Annotated in this window: 10 protein-coding genes; 3 read left to right on the forward strand and 7 right to left on the reverse strand. The window is 47.9% G+C overall.

Features of this window, described 5'->3' with window-relative positions; translation table 11 throughout:
• The first annotated feature begins 418 nt into the window (after window positions 1–418).
• Complete coding sequence (locus tag BZG80_RS02760; RefSeq protein WP_077678694.1) at window positions 419–2,506, forward strand: methyl-accepting chemotaxis protein; 2,088 nt, start codon at window positions 419–421, stop codon at window positions 2,504–2,506.
• A gap of 102 nt (window positions 2,507–2,608) precedes the next feature.
• Here the strand turns inward: BZG80_RS02760 and BZG80_RS02765 are convergent, their stop codons facing one another.
• Both BZG80_RS02765 and lamB read right to left on the reverse strand, forming a co-directional pair.
• A complete protein-coding gene (locus BZG80_RS02765) occupies window positions 2,609–3,436 on the reverse strand; it encodes a MalM family protein (RefSeq protein ID WP_077678695.1) in 828 nt (275 codons plus the stop codon).
• 64 nt (window positions 3,437–3,500) lie between these two features.
• Window positions 3,501–4,676, reverse strand: a complete 1,176-nt coding sequence (lamB, locus tag BZG80_RS02770; RefSeq protein WP_077678696.1) for a maltoporin LamB — start codon at window positions 4,674–4,676, stop codon at window positions 3,501–3,503.
• A gap of 364 nt (window positions 4,677–5,040) precedes the next feature.
• On the opposite strand from lamB, the gene glgX reads away from it, so the two are divergent.
• Complete coding sequence (gene glgX, locus BZG80_RS02775; protein WP_077678697.1) at window positions 5,041–7,053, forward strand: glycogen debranching protein GlgX; 2,013 nt, start codon at window positions 5,041–5,043, stop codon at window positions 7,051–7,053.
• An 82-nt stretch (window positions 7,054–7,135) separates the two neighbouring features.
• Here the strand turns inward: glgX and malG are convergent, their stop codons facing one another.
• The 3 genes from malG to malE all read right to left on the reverse strand — a co-directional run bounded on the left by malG (window position 7,136) and on the right by malE (window position 10,858).
• Complete coding sequence (gene malG, locus BZG80_RS02780; RefSeq protein WP_077461349.1) at window positions 7,136–8,026, reverse strand: maltose ABC transporter permease MalG; 891 nt, start codon at window positions 8,024–8,026, stop codon at window positions 7,136–7,138.
• Window positions 8,027–8,037: 11 nt separating this feature from the next.
• Window positions 8,038–9,612 (reverse strand): maltose ABC transporter permease MalF, encoded by a 1,575-nt coding sequence (malF, locus tag BZG80_RS02785; RefSeq protein ID WP_077678698.1) that lies wholly within the window; start codon window positions 9,610–9,612, stop codon window positions 8,038–8,040.
• Between the two features lie 64 nt (window positions 9,613–9,676).
• Window positions 9,677–10,858: a maltose/maltodextrin ABC transporter substrate-binding protein MalE gene (gene malE, locus BZG80_RS02790; protein WP_077678699.1), complete on the reverse strand. Its 1,182-nt coding sequence runs from the start codon at window positions 10,856–10,858 to the stop codon at window positions 9,677–9,679.
• Window positions 10,859–11,358: 500 nt separating this feature from the next.
• Here malE and malK point away from each other — a divergent pair, with 500 nt between their 5' ends.
• Window positions 11,359–12,498 (forward strand): maltose/maltodextrin ABC transporter ATP-binding protein MalK, encoded by a 1,140-nt coding sequence (gene malK / locus BZG80_RS02795; protein WP_077669477.1) that lies wholly within the window; start codon window positions 11,359–11,361, stop codon window positions 12,496–12,498.
• A gap of 186 nt (window positions 12,499–12,684) precedes the next feature.
• On the opposite strand, the gene glgB is transcribed toward malK, so the two are convergent.
• Both glgB and malQ read right to left on the reverse strand, forming a co-directional pair.
• Window positions 12,685–14,754: a 1,4-alpha-glucan branching protein GlgB gene (gene glgB, locus BZG80_RS02800; protein WP_445177059.1), complete on the reverse strand. Its 2,070-nt coding sequence runs from the start codon at window positions 14,752–14,754 to the stop codon at window positions 12,685–12,687.
• Window positions 14,696–16,882, reverse strand: a complete 2,187-nt coding sequence (malQ, locus tag BZG80_RS02805) for a 4-alpha-glucanotransferase (RefSeq protein WP_077678701.1) — start codon at window positions 16,880–16,882, stop codon at window positions 14,696–14,698. Before malQ ends, glgB begins: the two co-directional genes overlap by 59 nt.
• Window positions 16,883–17,004: the final 122 nt, after the last annotated feature.

Genomic DNA, 17,004 nt, shown 5'->3' on the forward strand with positions numbered 1-17,004 from the left:
GTGGATCAGTGAAAGCTTCGTACCGCTAGCACATGCGCTAACATGCAACCTCATCCATCTGCCTACGCCCTCCTCCGTTAGTAACAAAATTGTGAATAAGCGCAGTTTCGCTTGCTGTTTTAATCCAAGTAGTGTGATCGTCGCAACGTGACAACGTCGGTCAAGACAATGTGGTGTGCGCTGGATCGGCTTAAGCTGATCGTTCAAATTAGCTCTCTCCCCCTCCTGATCTCCTCCTTATTGCAAGCGTTACAAGCACAAGTAAGGAGGATGTGCCTGTTGTCTATTTGAGCAACACTAGAAACTCTGATCGTCACTGTCGGCGCGCGTTATCTGTTGTGCCATTGCTCGCTAGCACGACACCCATCGTCACGCCGCTCGACGACCTCCGAATTTTTTCTTTGTGCGGAAAGTGATTATGAAAAAATTGCGTCACCTCTCTATCAGCCAACGAATCAGCCTAACGGCCTCTGCAATCGTGTTAGTCGGTCTGGGTTTGGTCAGCACCATCTCTCTTTCAACTCTGAATACCAGTCAATCAGCAATGTCATCTCAGGTGACAGAGAATGTGAAGCGGGATCAGGTGATAAAAATGCAGAACCGGGCAACGGCACTCAGTGAAGAGATTCATGCCTACATCGCTTCTCCGCTCGATACGGTGCGAACCATTGCTCAGATATATACGTCAGAAGCGGAAAAGAATAAGTCATCACGGATCCTCGATCGTGATGATATTCCTAGGATCATGTATTCGATTTTGAAACGTCAGCCTGAGTGGCACAACATCTATACCGAGTGGCAAAAAAACGTCTTAGGGGCCGATGCCTTTTATTATGGCGACCCAACCAGTGCAGCGGATGGACGCTATGTACCGTCTGTATCGGTGGATGAGAACGGAGAAATGCGTCTTCAAGCCGCTCAAAACTTTTCAGAATCCAACCCTTGGTATCAGTGCCCGGTGAGCACACAAAAAGATTGTATTACTGATCCAAGAACGGCTCAGATTAATGGTAAAACGCAAACGGTGTTCGATGTGACAACTCCCGTTTTTCGCTTTGATAAAACGGTTGCTATGGTAGGAAGTACGCTCAAGACCTCGCAAATCCAATCACTCTTAGCCAAACGTGCCGATAATGACGGGGAACTATTTGTTATCAGTCAAGATGGTCGGATTGTGGCTAGTACCGATCAGCACGTTCAACATGGCGCTGCGGTCTCGGGACTTTCCTCTCCTGCTTACCAACCACTTTCTAACCTTCTAAGCCAGAACGCAACAAACCAATTCAAGCAAACCGATTCGCACTTTTACGTATCGCAACCCATTGAGTTTGGCAATATGACCAAGACCTGGTCGGTGATGATTGTGACCCCTATCTCTGCTGCTATGGCACCGGTGACGCAACTCAATCAAATGATGACCGAGGCCGAGACGCATATCCAAAACACCATCTATCTGGTAAGTGGTATCGTGCTGATTTTGGCGTTTATCATCATTCAAGTCGTCATCAAACGCCAATTGGCGCCGTTAACCAGTGTTGATCACTCCATTCAGGCGATTGCGCAAGGCGGTGGGGATTTAACTCAGCGTTTATCCGTCACGGGTAAAACCGAGATTGATAGTATCAAACAGTCAGTCAATCAGATGCTGGATGCGCTACAGTCGATGGTTGGCCAAATTCAGCAAGCAGGTGGACGCTTGTCGGATACTTCAACGACGGCTAACCATGCGATCACCGATGCGCATCAAGCGCTGTCTGAAAATACGGAGACCTTGCATCAAGCGGCGACGGCCATGGAACAACTAACAGCAACGTCCAAAGATGTGGCAACTAACTCTGAAGCCTCCAAAGAGAAAAATGCCGCGGTGGTGTCGTCACTGAATCAATGTATGGATAATGTGACCAACAACGTAGCGCGCAATCAAACAGCGAACAATGATCTACAAAAAGCCAACAGCTTTGTCAGCGAAGTCAAAGCCAGTGGTAGCGATATTGCCGCACTACTCGATGATATTCGTGGCATTTCGGATCAAACGAACTTATTGGCGCTCAATGCCGCGATTGAGTCAGCACGCGCCGGTGAAGCTGGCCGAGGATTTGCGGTGGTCGCTGACGAGGTACGCGCGTTAGCCCAGCATTCACAAAAGTCTGTCGATCAAATCGTATCGACGCTTGAAACATTTAACCAACTGTTAACGGATATTGAAGCGGTTATCCAGCAAGGTGAACACGGTGCCGCAGAGGGTTATCAAGCGAGTGTCTCCGTGCAGCAGACCTTAAACGAGATTGTTGATTTGGTACACCAGCTCGGCGATATCAATTATCAAACCGCAGGGGCAGCCGAGGAGCAAAGTGCCGTTTCTCAGCAAGTGGCCGAAAATATCCAAGCCCTTTCACAACGTATAGAGCAAACCTTATCGCTCAGTGAGCAAGCACAAGGCGCAAACCATACGCTGAACCAAGAAGCCACCACCATCCGTCAGCTGGTCGAGACGTTCAAAGTCTAATCCGGCACTCTGTCTTGATCGCAAAAAGGGCACCATTTGCAGGTGCCCTTTTTATTTGCTGTCTAGAATCGCTATGTGATGAAACGTCACTGCAAAGCTCGATTACTGCCGATCTAACTGTGCTTTCATCGCGTCACGAAAGACTTGATCAGCGTCGGCAATACCCAATTGCTCAGCATCACGCAGCAATCCCATTGCTTTGTCGACATCGTTGTCTGCAATCGCGGTTCGAATAGCCTGGTGGTAAAAATTCACGCTTTCTTTTTGCGGACGTTCAGTGTTGGAGAGCACTGGCAGCACAGTAGACGGATCATCAGTACGTGCTCCCAAGGCGGTTGCCTCAATTGAAAGCTTCCCGGTTAAAGCGCGCGGAACTTGAATATCGCCTACCTCTGGAAAGTAATTCCCTCTTCCCTCTGCGTCTAGTTTCGCTGGATGACTGACCGCCACCGTTTCATTAAGTTTATCTTTATCAGTAAAAACAACCAAGTAGAGCGCACTGTCACCTATTTGTGGATGGACTTTAATATTACCTTGCAAACGGTTTCCATCAGCTAGACGGGGCTTTAGATAAACCAAACCTTGATCATCAAGCTCAGCACGAATATCGCCAGACTGATTAATCACTTTGGCACTTGGGACAAAAACACTATCTTTGATTTCTGCCTCAATATTGATATCGAATCCATTTTTTACCATCGGTAATTCAAAAATAACGCCAGGGCTATCAATGCTATGTATATCTAGGACTTGTGTTTGCGCGGTCACCGCTAATTTGATCTCTTGATCCATTTCTAACGGCAGTTTTTTCGCTTGTTGAATCTGCGTCACTGCCTTTCCTATAGGTGCAACCTGATATTGGTCATCAACAATCGTCGAGCACCCATTAAGTAATAATAACCCAGAAATAAATAACACTTTCTTATTCATATAAAACACCTAAAAAAATAGCCGACAATTGTCGGCTATGAAAAAAAGACAGTTTAAAAAAGGCTTACCACCAAGCTTCCAATTGCACACCAGTTACGAACTCTGAGTCACCTTTGTCACCAAACGTATCTCCCTCTTCATCCGTTATATACGTACCGTAGAAGCGGATCTCAGGACGCGACCAGAAGCTGTCACCCATTGCCCATGCTTGAGCTAAAGTAAACTTGTGGCCTCCTTGGTCTGCTCCTTGATTTTCGCCATCAAAGAAGCCGACCTCACCGATGGTGCGCATCGTATCGTTCCACTTATAAACAGGGCGCACGACTGCAGTGAACATATCAGAGTCACCCTCACCATCGGTCAAATCCGAGCCATTATGATAAGAAAGCTGATGTCCGAGTTCCATTGACGACCCAATATTCATCACACCCCAGTTGATAATACGATAGCCTTGCGCATCGTTTTTATCGTCTGAACCACGGTTGTACCACGCACCAGAGCCAAAACCAGCAATCTGATCACCGTATCCTGCAGAGCCATATTGCAGTATTGTTTGGTTGAAGCCGTTATCCATATTCTGATGCACAATACCGGTTAGCATAATGCCATCATCAGCTACTTCCGTTTGATCATCTTTTTCTGTCGCAAAGTTATAGGCAGTAGCGAGCTCAAGGCTAGCGTCTTCCCACAAGCCAATATTGGCTAAACGTGCATCAAAAATATAGCCTGAAGACTGATCATTTTCTCCATCTTGAACAAAAGCTAAGGAAAGTTTTTGGTCGCCCAATGAAATATTTTCGATACCACCACCGGTGCCTGACGTATTCAAGAAATAGAAGTCAGTAATGTGGATGTCTTTACGTTGATAATAACGCTTACCCGCCCAGACAACGGCTTCAGGGTCAGATGCAATCACCCCTTTGGCTTGGACATTAAATTGCGCGACATTAATCTCGCTATCTTCCCAACCACTTTCACCTTTGTCACTAGAGGCAATCATCGATTCGAGCTTCCATGATTGCTCCCCGGTTTGAAGCTCCTCTGAAAAGCCGAACTCGTAATAGTTGTCGTCTTCATTACCCAAACGACCAACTTTATTCTTTTCAAAAGCACTATCACCCGCGCCATTGCCACCGATAGCAGCACCAGCACGTGCATAACCATTAAAGTCGACAGCGAATGCTGAGGTGGCAGTGACAGCAGTCGCGATAGCTGCGGCAATTAAACTTACTTTTCTCATACCTTACTCCATAATGGGCCTTTTTTACGTGTCTCTTCACACCGGCAGTGGGTAGTGGAAAAAGACAATGTGTCCAAGGCTTAGCTTTCTTCGTTATCCTGAAATTATCCTATCCCTGAGCGGTCATTTTGGCGTCATCCAGCCGTGCGATTTCAGGGGGAGGAGGAGAAAGGATGAGTGAGAGCTAATTATCTAAACTTGTCGAGCTGAGTCACTGAACGAGGGCGTAATTGGTAATTATTTTTCGCTAAACAGGCCTACAAAACGTCGACATGATCACTATTAATAGATTTATTCTTAAAGGCATGAAACTTAATTACATACTGGGCAATCATCATAAATGTGACATCAGATTGAATTGTTTATGATTAAAAGCTCTAATGGCAACGAGTCTAATTTAATGGTGTTATTTATGTCGATTTGTTTTCCTGCTCCTTATTCATTAGGGGCTCAGTTATACGACTCAGGTTGTCGATTTACTTTGTACGCACCAGACCAGGACTGCGTGCATTTATTGTTGTGGCATCAAGGGCACCAACCTCAGCGGCTCGCCATGCGCGAATACAAGCGTGGTTATTGGACAAAAGATGTCGCTGATGTGGTTGCAGGGCAAGATTACAGTTTTGAAATCTCACATAATGGCCAAACATGGTGCGTAGCCGATCCGTATGCGCAAGCGGTGACTGGCCCTTTAAGCTATCAGCCTCCTTATACATCATCGCAAAGTACATTACTGGCGCGCTGCCAAGTTGTGGATCATGCGCCATTTGATTGGCAAGGCGTGTCATCCCCTCAGCGTCCAATGTGCGACACTGTGATTTTTGAAACTCATGTTAAAGGGCTGACTCAGCAGCACCCGGATGTGGAGCCGTCGGAAAAAGGGCGTTACTTGGGTTTAATCTCACCAGCGATGTTGGCGTTTTACCAAAAACATCATATTAATTGCCTGCAACTGCTTCCTATCACCGCATGCTTACCCGAGCCGCATTTACTCAGCCAGCAAAAAACCAATTATTGGGGCTATAACCCTTATGTTTGGATGGCCCCGGATCCGCGTTATGCCGAAAAGGACGCGATTAATGAGTTGAAAACAGCAATACGCGAGCTACATCGTCACGACATTGAGGTGATTTTAGACGTGGTATTTAATCATACCGCGGAAGGTGGCGACGGTGGACCGATACTGCATTTTAAAGCGATCGACCAGGCAATGTATCTCCAGGATAACCAACAGCTGCGCAATTATACCGGTTGTGGCAATACCCTTGATTTACGCCATCCTGCCGCGCTAAAACTGGTGCTCGACACCTTGCGTATGTGGGTCACCCACTATCACGTGGATGGGTTTCGATTCGATCTCGCCGCCACTGTGGGGCGAGACGGTGAGGCTTTTCATCCACATAGTGCCTTTTTCCACGCTATTGCCCAAGACCCTATCCTTTCTACCGTCAAACTGATTGCTGAACCCTGGGATATTGGCCCCAATGGTTACCAGTTAGGCCAGTTCCCAGCAAATTGGGCCGAGTGTAACGATAAAATCCGCGATACCACCCGCAGTGTATGGCGTGGCGATCCAGGCAAGTTACAAGATTTTGCTACTCGTCTTATGGGATCGCGTGACTTTTTTAGTGCCAGCCACTGGCCCGATCATTTGCCGATTAACTATGTAACCTATCATGACGGTTTTACCCTGCAAGATATGGTCAGTTACGCCAAACGACATAACCACGCGAACGGTGAGAATAACCGAGATGGTCACGGTGACAACCGCTCTGCGAACTATGGCATCGAAGGACCGACAGACGATCCCACAATTATGGCTGTTAGGGAGCAGCAAAAGCGTAATATGATCGCGAGTATTTTGTTCTCATTGGGCATCCCGCATATTCTGACCGCGGATCTCATCAGTCACTCGCAACAAGGCAATAACAATGCTTACTGCCAAGATAACCCCACGAGTTGGCTAAACTGGCAAACGCAGAATCACGCTTGGTCAAATTGGTTTGCCACCATGATTGCGCGTCGCAATACTATCGTGCCGCGCTTTATTGATGCATTGAGTGGCACACAGCGCCATTTAAATCAGATTGCGTGGCGCCATTCGAATGGCGATCCGATTCAAGATCACCAATGGCCAAACCTGCAAGCGCTCAGCTGTCAGATCACGATCGGCGCGCATCACCCTGACGCGGGTCAATCAATGCTTATAGCCATTAATAGCAGCGACACCGCCCAAGCGTTACGGCTACCGAGTGATCACCAATGGCGCATTGTCTGTGATACGGCGACCGATGAGACGACTGTCTCTGCACCAGAAGCATTCCAACGCTTGGCAGCAAAGAGCTTTTTAGTCTGTATTGACGGTGATTGGCTGTAGCCTAATATCCCCCGCATCAAAAAAGGCAGCTGTTATCAGCTGCCTTTTACGTGGTTCTTAACAATCAATGGTGGGTTGAGGGTTACCCTTTCACGCCACCTGCGGTCAAACCACCCACTAACCAACGTTGTGCTAGCAAGAAGACACCGGTAATCGGTACTGCTGACAGCACGGCTGCCGCCGCGAAGTCGCCCCACAGATAGTTTTGCGGATACAAGTACTGCTGCATCCCTACCGCCAAGGTATAAGAATCGACATCCGATAACAGAATCGAAGCCACCGGTACCTCACCCACGGCCATAATAAATGCCAGAATAAAGACCACCGCCAAGATTGGTACTGAGAGCGGAAGTAGTACCAGCCTAAAGGCTTGCCATGGCGTGGCCCCATCCAAAGCCGCAGCCTCTTCGAGGGAACCGTCAATGCTTTCAAAGTACCCTTTAATGGTCCAGACGTGCAACGCAATCCCGCCTAAATAGGCAAAGATCAAGCCGCCATGAGTGTTGAGCCCTAAAAATGGAATGTACTGACCTAACTTATCAAACAAGGCGTAGATAGCCACCAATGCCAGCACTGCCGGGAACATTTGGAAGATCATCATTGCATCGAGGATAGTCTGCTTACCTTTAAACCGCATACGGGCAAAAGCGTATGCCGAGGTGGTAGACAGCACTACAATAAATAACGAAGTAATGCCTGCAACCTTCACCGAGTTCCATAGCCACAATAGGACGGGGAATGGTGGAGGAGTGACTGTGCCATCCGGATTAGTCACCGAGAAACCCAGTGCTAACTTCCAGTGCTCCAGTGACGGATTTTTCGGGATCAAACTCCCGGTAGCAAAATTACCCTCTCGGAAGGAAATCGCAATAATCATTAACAGCGGGAATAAAATCAGCGCCAAAAATAAGCACAGACCAATATGGGTTGCCCAAACGCGATATTTTAAGGATTTACCTTGTACCATTGCCATATTAAATATCCTTACTGCGTGTTTTTATGTGCAAAGCGCAGATTCACCAGAGCTAAAGCGCCAACTAAAATGAAAATCAGCGTCGCAATCGCACTCGCCAAACCAAAGTCCTGACCGCCACTGCCTTCAAACGCAATTCGGTAGGTATAACTGACCAGCAAGTCGGTATAACCGGCCGGCTCTGTGGTACCAATGCGATTTGGACCACCTTCAGTTAACAACATAATCATCACAAAGTTATTGAAGTTAAACGCAAAGGCCGCAATCAGCAAAGGCGTTAGAGGCTTGATCATCATCGGCAATGTGATGCGGGTGAAATTTTGGATGAAATTCGCGCCGTCAATGGCCGATGCCTCATAGAGATCATCCGGAATGGCCTTAAGCAAGCCCATACAAAGAATCATCATATAAGGAAAGCCCAGCCAAGTATTGACCGTTACCACCATACTTCTGGCCATTACAGGGTCTGAGAACCAATTAGGACTGATCCCAAACAGAGCCTCTAATACCATATTTATTTCACCGAAGCTTTGATTATATAAACCGCGGAAAATCAAAATCGAAATAAACGCTGGCACCGCATAAGGCAGAATAAGGAGTAGACGATAAATAGACTTACCCTTCAACTCTTCCCACTGAACAAGGCTGGCAAGAATCAAACCAATAAATAGGGAAAAAGCGACAGATAATACCGAAAAGACAATCGTCCAAATAAAGATGCCAATAAAGGGCTCTTTAATTCCATCATCCGTCCATACGCGTTCGAAATTATCGGTACCAATTTGAACAACATATCCAGGTGAAACAGTATCGCCAACAAATTCGCCGGCATCGTTAACCACTTGGTAATAACCGATCTCATCATTTGGCTTGAGTGTTTCACCGGTTTGGTTATTGATCAGTGTACGACCATCATCTTGCAGGCTGTAAAGCGGTTGAATGGCTGCAAACTTCCTTAAACCGCTCATCCGAATGATTTGATCATCGCTGCGTTTAAGTTCGAGAGCGCTGAGTGCGTCTCGATTTTGGATCACCGCTCGTAATGTCGCTTTTTCGCCCGAGATACTGTCGACTGGCGTTAACGCCAGTGTTTGGGCTGGAAGGGCTGCAAAGTCAAACGGTTTGGTGGCGTAGCGAGCCTCCGGCATCTCCACCACAAGACGCGCGCCTTTATCCGTTTGGTAAAGAGAAAACGGATAGCTATCACTACTTTGGAAGGTACGCTCTAGCAATACCGACTGAGCGCGTTCGAAAGATAACTGGTTGGAGGCACTATAATTGGTAAGTGAAAGCCCCACGGTGTATACCAATGGGAAAATGATGAAAAGAATCATTCCCGCGATACCTGGATAAATGTATCGGTGGGCATATGTCTTTTTACTACCAAAAATGTACAGCGCTAACGCGGTTAACACCACGGTTAACAGGGCAAAAGCAGTTTCACCACGCGAATACATTAAAACGGTGGCATAACCGTTAATAATAGCCACAGAGGCCAGCAGCGCCCATTTGATGAACGCTTTTGTGCTGCTGGGCAAAGAAGAGCCTGACGTTGTCATAGCTTGAGAACCTTGGACTGACTGCATAAGGAACGCTACTCACTTAATTCTGAAGTGTGCAGGGAGGACGCATCCCCCCTGCAGATAGAGCTTATTTAACCATTTGTTTTTCTGCGTCGTTAAGAGCAGCTTCAACGCTTTGACGGTCATCAACCACGTTGATAATTGCGTTTTTGGCTGCCGCCCAGAACGCGTTCATTTGCGGAATGTTTGGCATTACCTCGCCATGCTTAGCGTTTTCCATCGTTGCCGCAATGCGCGGATCTTTAGCAAGTTCAGCTTGATAAGCATTTAACGCCACCGCACCCAGAGGCTTATCCGCATTCACGGTTGATAGGCCTTCATTGGTCAGCAAATAGTTTTCAAGAAACTCGACGGCGAGTGCCTTGTTTGGCGACGCGGTGCTAATACCGGCACTTAACACGCCAACAAAGGGCTTAGAGGCTTCACCTTGGAAAGTTGGCAAGGTAGCCACACCATAATTAATGCCTGACTTCTCAACGTTCCCCCACGACCATGGGCCATTGATGGTCATCGCTGTGTCACCTTTGTTAAACGCAGCTTCAGAAACGGAATAATCCATATCAGAAGAAATCACGCCATCTTTGACCATCTGCTTCATGAAGTTAAGTGCATCGTGAACCCCTTTATTATTGATGCCCGCATCTTTGACATCATAACCCGTTGCCGTTTGTTTAAACGCATAACCGCCATCAGCCGCCATTAGTGGCCAAGTAAAGTAGGGTTCTTTTAAGTTCCACATGATGGCCGATTTGCCTTGCTCTTTGAGCTTGGCATCTATCGAAACCACGTCTTGCCACGTTTCTGGCGGATTAGGGACGAGATCTTTGTTGTAGATAAGAGACAGTGACTCCACTGCCACCGGATATCCGACGTATTTGCCTTTGTATTTGACCGCATCCCAAGCAAAATCGACCATGCCGTCTTTTAAACGATCCGACGGACGAATTTCTGTCAATAAGCCTGACTCGGCATAGCCACCGAAACGGTCATGCGCCCAAAAAACGATATCTGGGCCATCACCCGTTGATGCGGTTTGCGGAAACTTGTCTTGCAGGCCATCAGGGTGAACCACGGTTACAGGAATGCCCGTGTCTTGTTCAAAACGGTCACCCACTTCGGCAAGGCCGTTATAACCTTTGTCACCATTAATCCAAATGGTCAGCTGGCCTTCTTCGATATTCGCATTTGCACCAAATGAGCCAAGTGCAATCAGGGTACCGAGGGCAACAGCGCTAAGTGATTTATTCATCTTTCTATCCTTCTTCTACTGAGGTGTAGCACGATTCCATGGAGGATGAGCTGTGTTTCAGGCTCTATCATGGGTAATTCCTCTTCATTCCTCATCATCCTGGTCTCTACGCCCTACACCTATGCGAGCGAATTCGTGATCCATATCGCTCGTCACTAATGATGCGGCTCACAAAAATAAACTGAACGTGATCAAGTTCAACTAATTAGCTCAGATTTTTGTGAAGTACGCCCTCAAATTATTTTAGGTAGGAGAAAATCCTCCTCCCCGCCTACTCCCCCTGTAATAATTGATGATAGGAGGATGCAGGGCTAGCGCAGATAAGACACACTGAGTCTCATCAAAAAAAAGCATGAGTGGTATTTTCCCTAGTGTGGCTAATTAATCATCAACGAACGTTAAACAAAAGCGGTAACGCTTATAACGACCCACATTGATAACATAACCACGTATCATGCAAATTGAGCCGAATTAATGAAAAGCGATTGAGGGCGAGCGACATGGCAAGTGTCACGTTTAAAAACGTTTGTAAAGCGTATGACAACGATGTAATGATTTCTAAAAACGTTGACCTAGAGATTAAAGATGGCGAATTTGTCGTCTTTGTCGGTCCTTCTGGTTGCGGTAAATCCACCTTATTGCGCTGTGTTGCCGGGTTGGAAGATATTACGTCGGGCGACCTTTACATTGATGATCAGCGAGTAAATGATATAGAGCCATCTAAGCGTGGCGTCGGCATGGTGTTCCAATCCTATGCCCTTTATCCCCACTTAAACCTCTACGACAATATGTCATTTGGTTTAAAGCTGGCAAAAGCCAATAAGGCTGAGGTAGATAAGCGCGTGCATCAAGCGGCGGAAATTTTGCAACTTGGTCACTTATTAGATAGACAACCAAAATCCCTGTCGGGCGGCCAACGTCAGCGCGTCGCCATTGGCCGTACCCTAGTGTCTCAACCACAGGTTTTTCTACTTGATGAACCCTTATCGAATCTCGATGCCGGGTTACGGGTGCAGATGCGTGCACAAATCACCAAGTTACAACGTCAGCTTGGCTGTACCATGATTTATGTCACACACGATCAGATCGAAGCGATGACCATGGCCGATAAAATTGTGGTGCTAGATGAGGGCCGTGTCGCGCAAGTGGGCAAACCGCTTGAGCTATACCACTACCCACAAAACCGCTTTGTTGCCTCTTTTATTGGCTCACCAAAAATGAATTTCATGAGCGTATTCATCGCAGATGTTGAGCCGACTCGGGTCAAAGTGCAGCTAAGTGAGGGAGCCAGTTTTTGGATACCGGTCGATGGCAAAACCGTCACCCGCGGTGATCGTATGTCGCTAGGGATTCGCCCAGAGCATTTAATCGCCGCCAAAGACGGTGATGCCAAAATCGAAGGGGAAGCGACCATCGTTGAGAAGTTGGGTAACGAGACGCAAATTTATCTCAACCTAGAAAGTGCCGATGCGGATGTGATCTATCGCCAACTCGATACGGTTGAGATTGAGCCCGGCGAGAAGTACGCGATTGGTATTCCCGCTCACCGCTGTCACTTGTTCCACAGCGACGGCCGCGCGTGCAAGCGTCTACACCGTGAAAACGGCGTGACCTTCGTTGACGAAGAAGATGCGGCATAAAACAGCGCCTCAAAGATAACAATTAGGCAGGCATACGCGGCCTTTTTTGATGGTTTCAACCTAGAACAGGCGGTAAGCGGTGCAGTAAACATAGCGTTGCGGTCTGCGCGAGGCGACAAATAAAAACGCACCAAGGATTAACTTGGTGCGTTCCTCATTGGGTCGTCTAGCGTGGTTTGAAGTTGTTCACCCTTGCCAGCGATAAAAAACCGTGGCTAACGGTGGCAAATTGAGCGTCAGTGATTGGGGTTGCTCATGTGCTGATATTTTATCCGTACTCACTACTTGGTAAACCGGATAGCCACTGCCCCAAAATGCCTCATCATCGGAGTTTAATACTAGTTGGTAGTCGCCACTCATCGGTACACCTAGCTGAAGGCCATCACGTGGTACAGGCGTGAAATTACTCACCACCAGCACTCGCGAGCCATCATCGCCCAACCGCTCATGGGCCATGATACTGATATCTGCCGCATCTTTGACTCGCCATTCAAACCCTGTCGGATCACAATCGAGTCGGTACAATGCTGGCGTCGACACATAAAGATCATTGAGGGCTTTCACCAGAGCCTGAACACCTTGGTGGCGTTCATACTGCAACCAGTGCCACTCAAGTTGACTATCGTGATCCCACTCTGCTGTTTGACCAATTTCCGCCCCCATAAAATTCATTTTTTTTCCGGGTTGACCATACATATAGCTCAAATAGGCGCGTAAATTAGCCGTTTGTTGCCACTCATCGCCAGGCATTTTGCCCATCAGAGAGCCTTTACCATAGACCACTTCGTCATGCGATAGCGGTAACACATAGTTCTCACTAAACGCATAAACTAATGGAAAGGTCAGCGTATCGTGATGATAGCGTCGATGCACAGGTTCTTCACGGATATAACTTAAGCTGTCATGCATCCAGCCCATATTCCATTTGAATCCGAACCCAAGCCCTCCCATATACGTGGGCGCAGACACGCCAGGAAATGTGGTGGACTCTTCAGCAATCGTCATCGCATTGGGAAAATAGTGATAAACCGACTCGTTCATCCATTTTAGTGTCGCAATCGCGTCGTAATTCTCGTTTCCACCGTCAGCGTTGGGGAGCCATTGGTCATGCTCACGCGAATAATCGAGATAGAGCATCGACGCGACGGCATCCACGCGTAGACCATCAATGTGAAATTGATCGAGCCAATACAGCGCATTATTAACTAGAAAACGGCGCACATGATCTTTACCCATATCGTAGAGATGGCAGTGCCAATCATTATGCCAACCGCGACGCGGATCAGGATCGTGATATAAAGGGGTGCCATCAAAGTACGCAAGTCCATGATCATCGGTGGGAAAATGCCCCGGTACCCAATCAAGGATCACGCCGATCCCTGCCTGATGGCATTGGTCGACAAAATACTTAAAATCATCCGGCGAACCGTAGCGGCTGGTCGGTGCAAAAAGCCCTATGGGTTGATATCCCCACGACCCATAAAAAGGGTGCTCACTGACCGGCATTAGCTCCACATGGGTATAGCCCATATCAACCAGATACGGCACTAAGCGCGCAGCAAGGTCGCGATAGCCCAGCATTTGGCCATTTTCATCATGTTGCCACGAGCCAAGATGTAACTCATAAAACGACAAGGCTTGTTGATGCTTTGCGGTTATGGGTCGTTGCTGCCACTGATGATCGTTCCATTGATAAACAGACTGATCATAAGTCAGTGACGCAAACGAGGGATAAGGCTCAGCGTACGCCCCGTAAGGATCGGCTTTATGGGGTAAACCCTGTCCATCAGGACCGGTTAAGGCGTATTTATAGCGTTGGTGTGTGCCAAGGTTGGCAATAAACCCGACCCAAAAGCCATCTTCAATGGGCGTCATCAAGGCGGTATCAGCGTGCCATTGGTTCCAATCGCCAATCACGCTGACCGATTGCGCATGAGGGGCAAAGACAATAAAACGCACGCCTTCAATAGACTCACCCTTAACCGGCAAGGTCATAGGATGCGCACCCATGAGCTGATGCGCATAGCGAGGATTGTGCAAGGCCGCGAGATCGATGTCGTAGTGATCGGGGTGCGTATAGTATGGTGTCATCGAGGAAGAGGAATGTGACACAGAAGGCTCCTTATAGAAAAACGCTCCATCCCATGTGTGTTGGCTAGCACTAAGGATAGAGCGTGGTCGCGTGGTGATCAGGCGATCAAACGGATAGACGACTCGCGTGTAAGCGTACCCGCGAAAGATCCTTCGCCAGTTGATTTAACTCTTCGCGGCTAAACAACGTATCTAGGTTCACAGAGAGTTTACGTCGCCAGTTGGGATACTCATCAACCGTACCAGGGATATTAACTGGCTTGTCCATTTCTAACCAATCTTCAAGCTGCACACTCAACAGCGCAGATTGGCCGGCTGCGACATGCAATTGTAGTGCGCGACACAAATAGCCATCCATCGGCACATAACGCGCATCTGCCCCTACACCTTCCGGCAACATGCCATGCCAACGAACACTGTCTAAGATCCCTTGTTTCGCTTTTAAGCGATCATCAAACAATTGCTGAAGCTGTGCTTCGTCCGGATACAAGCCCAGCTCTTGACCCATTTTTAAGTCATCACAATGCCAAAATCCCCGAATGGTTGGCATATCATGAGTGGAAAGTGTTGCCATCGCTTGCTCGGTATAATGGGCCGGTGAAATAAATCCACCATCTTCTTCTGACGTTTCAAAGAAGAACACTTTATAAGAATGCACACCCGCATCGCTCAGCAACGCACCAATTTCATCAGGCACCGTGCCTAAATCTTCACCAATCACACTGCATTGATGGCGGTGTGATTCAAGTTCCAAAATAGCAAGCATGTCTTTTACTGGGTAATATAAATACGCGCCTTCGCTGGCGTTCTTGCCTTTCGGAATCCACCATAAACGCAACAGACCTAGCACATGGTCAATCCTTAATGCACCACAGTGACGCATATTGGCACGCAACAGTTCAATATAAGCATGATAACCCGAAGCTTGCAGCGCTTGTGGATCAAACGGTGGTAAGCCCCAATTTTGTCCTCGCGGCCCCAACATATCGGGTGGCGCGCCAACACTGGCGTCAAGCACGAGTGGCGAGTTATCTGACCATGTTTCACTTCCCGCATCTGAAACACCCACCGCCAAGTCGCGATATAAACCGAGCGCCATGCCTTGTTCTTCGGCGATCGCTTGTGCCTCTTCGATTTGGATTTGAGCAATCCACTGTAAATACATATACAGCTGGATGTCATCATGGTGCTGTTCAATAAAAGCTTGCGTCGCCGCATTCTCATAACGACGGTACTTTTCTGGGAACACCGGCCAGCCCCACATATTCTCGTCGTCTGCGCGCAAGTGTTGATGCAATGCATCAAAGGTCGCTTGCTGTTTTAAGCTGTCACCACCTTGCTCAATAAAATCTAAGAAAGCGCGGCCACGATGCGTCTGTTGCAGCAACTCCCGCTGTTTAAACTCCTCAAACAGTAACGGCAATACCGCCATCTTCAATGCGGCAACTTCACTATAATCGACCCAATGGGTATCACGTACGGCCTGTAATCGACGTTGAAACGCGGCACTGCCCACCAGTTGCTGCGCCTTGGCGCTCAATGAAAACTCTCGCACCGCGCTGACATCGATATACAAAAGATTAAGCCAGCGACGCGATGACGGACTATAAGGACTCGCGGCTTCAGGGTTGGCAGGGAAAAGCGCATGAATCGGGTTCAGACCAACAAAATCTGCCCCGCGTGACGCCAATTCACTGACCAACTGTTTGAGATCGCCAAAATCACCGATGCCCCAATTATGTGGAGTGCGTAAGGTGTAGAGCTGAATACTCGGCCCCCACATTTTTTTGTGCGCGTTCAGTTCAGGTTGTTTATAGCACTGAGAAGGCGCCATAATTAACGTCATCTGATAGGGAGATTTGCGGCGCTTTCGGTTTACAAAAAGACGGTGGTAGCCCCAAGGTAGAGCGCACGGTAAACTAAAAACGAGCGGGCCACCCTCACTGCGTTCGTCGCGAATAATTTGTGACTGAAGATAACCTTCAAAGCACTCGCCCTGTTCGGTTTCCAAACGCCAACTAAAATCACTGTCTCTGGCACTGGTGCCAAGGTAAAGCGCAATTTCAACCGGTTCGTTGTCTTGCACCACCTGTACGGGGGCAAGCACATCCGTTTTATGTTTTCTCTCCGCTGATGCCAACAACGCATCATCATGACGTGTGTCATAGCCAAGTGACGTTAATAAATCATGTAAGGTACTGTCTGGCACCGCCGCTTCTGTGCCCCAAGCACTGATATAACGGTCGGCAAGGTTCGCCATGTGTGCGACTGTCTTTAATGCAGATTCTTTCATCGCTTTCTCCGAGGGGTCTGCCCCCTTCTTTTATTGGGCAATATTGTTGTCATTATTATCAGGTGGCAAGGCGAATCCCTTGCCACCTATCAGGTTGTTAACCCGTTATATTGCAATTAGCA

The sequence above is a fragment of the Salinivibrio sp. MA440 genome (genome assembly GCF_001996265.1).
Lineage (GTDB): Bacteria > Pseudomonadota > Gammaproteobacteria > Enterobacterales > Vibrionaceae > Salinivibrio > Salinivibrio costicola.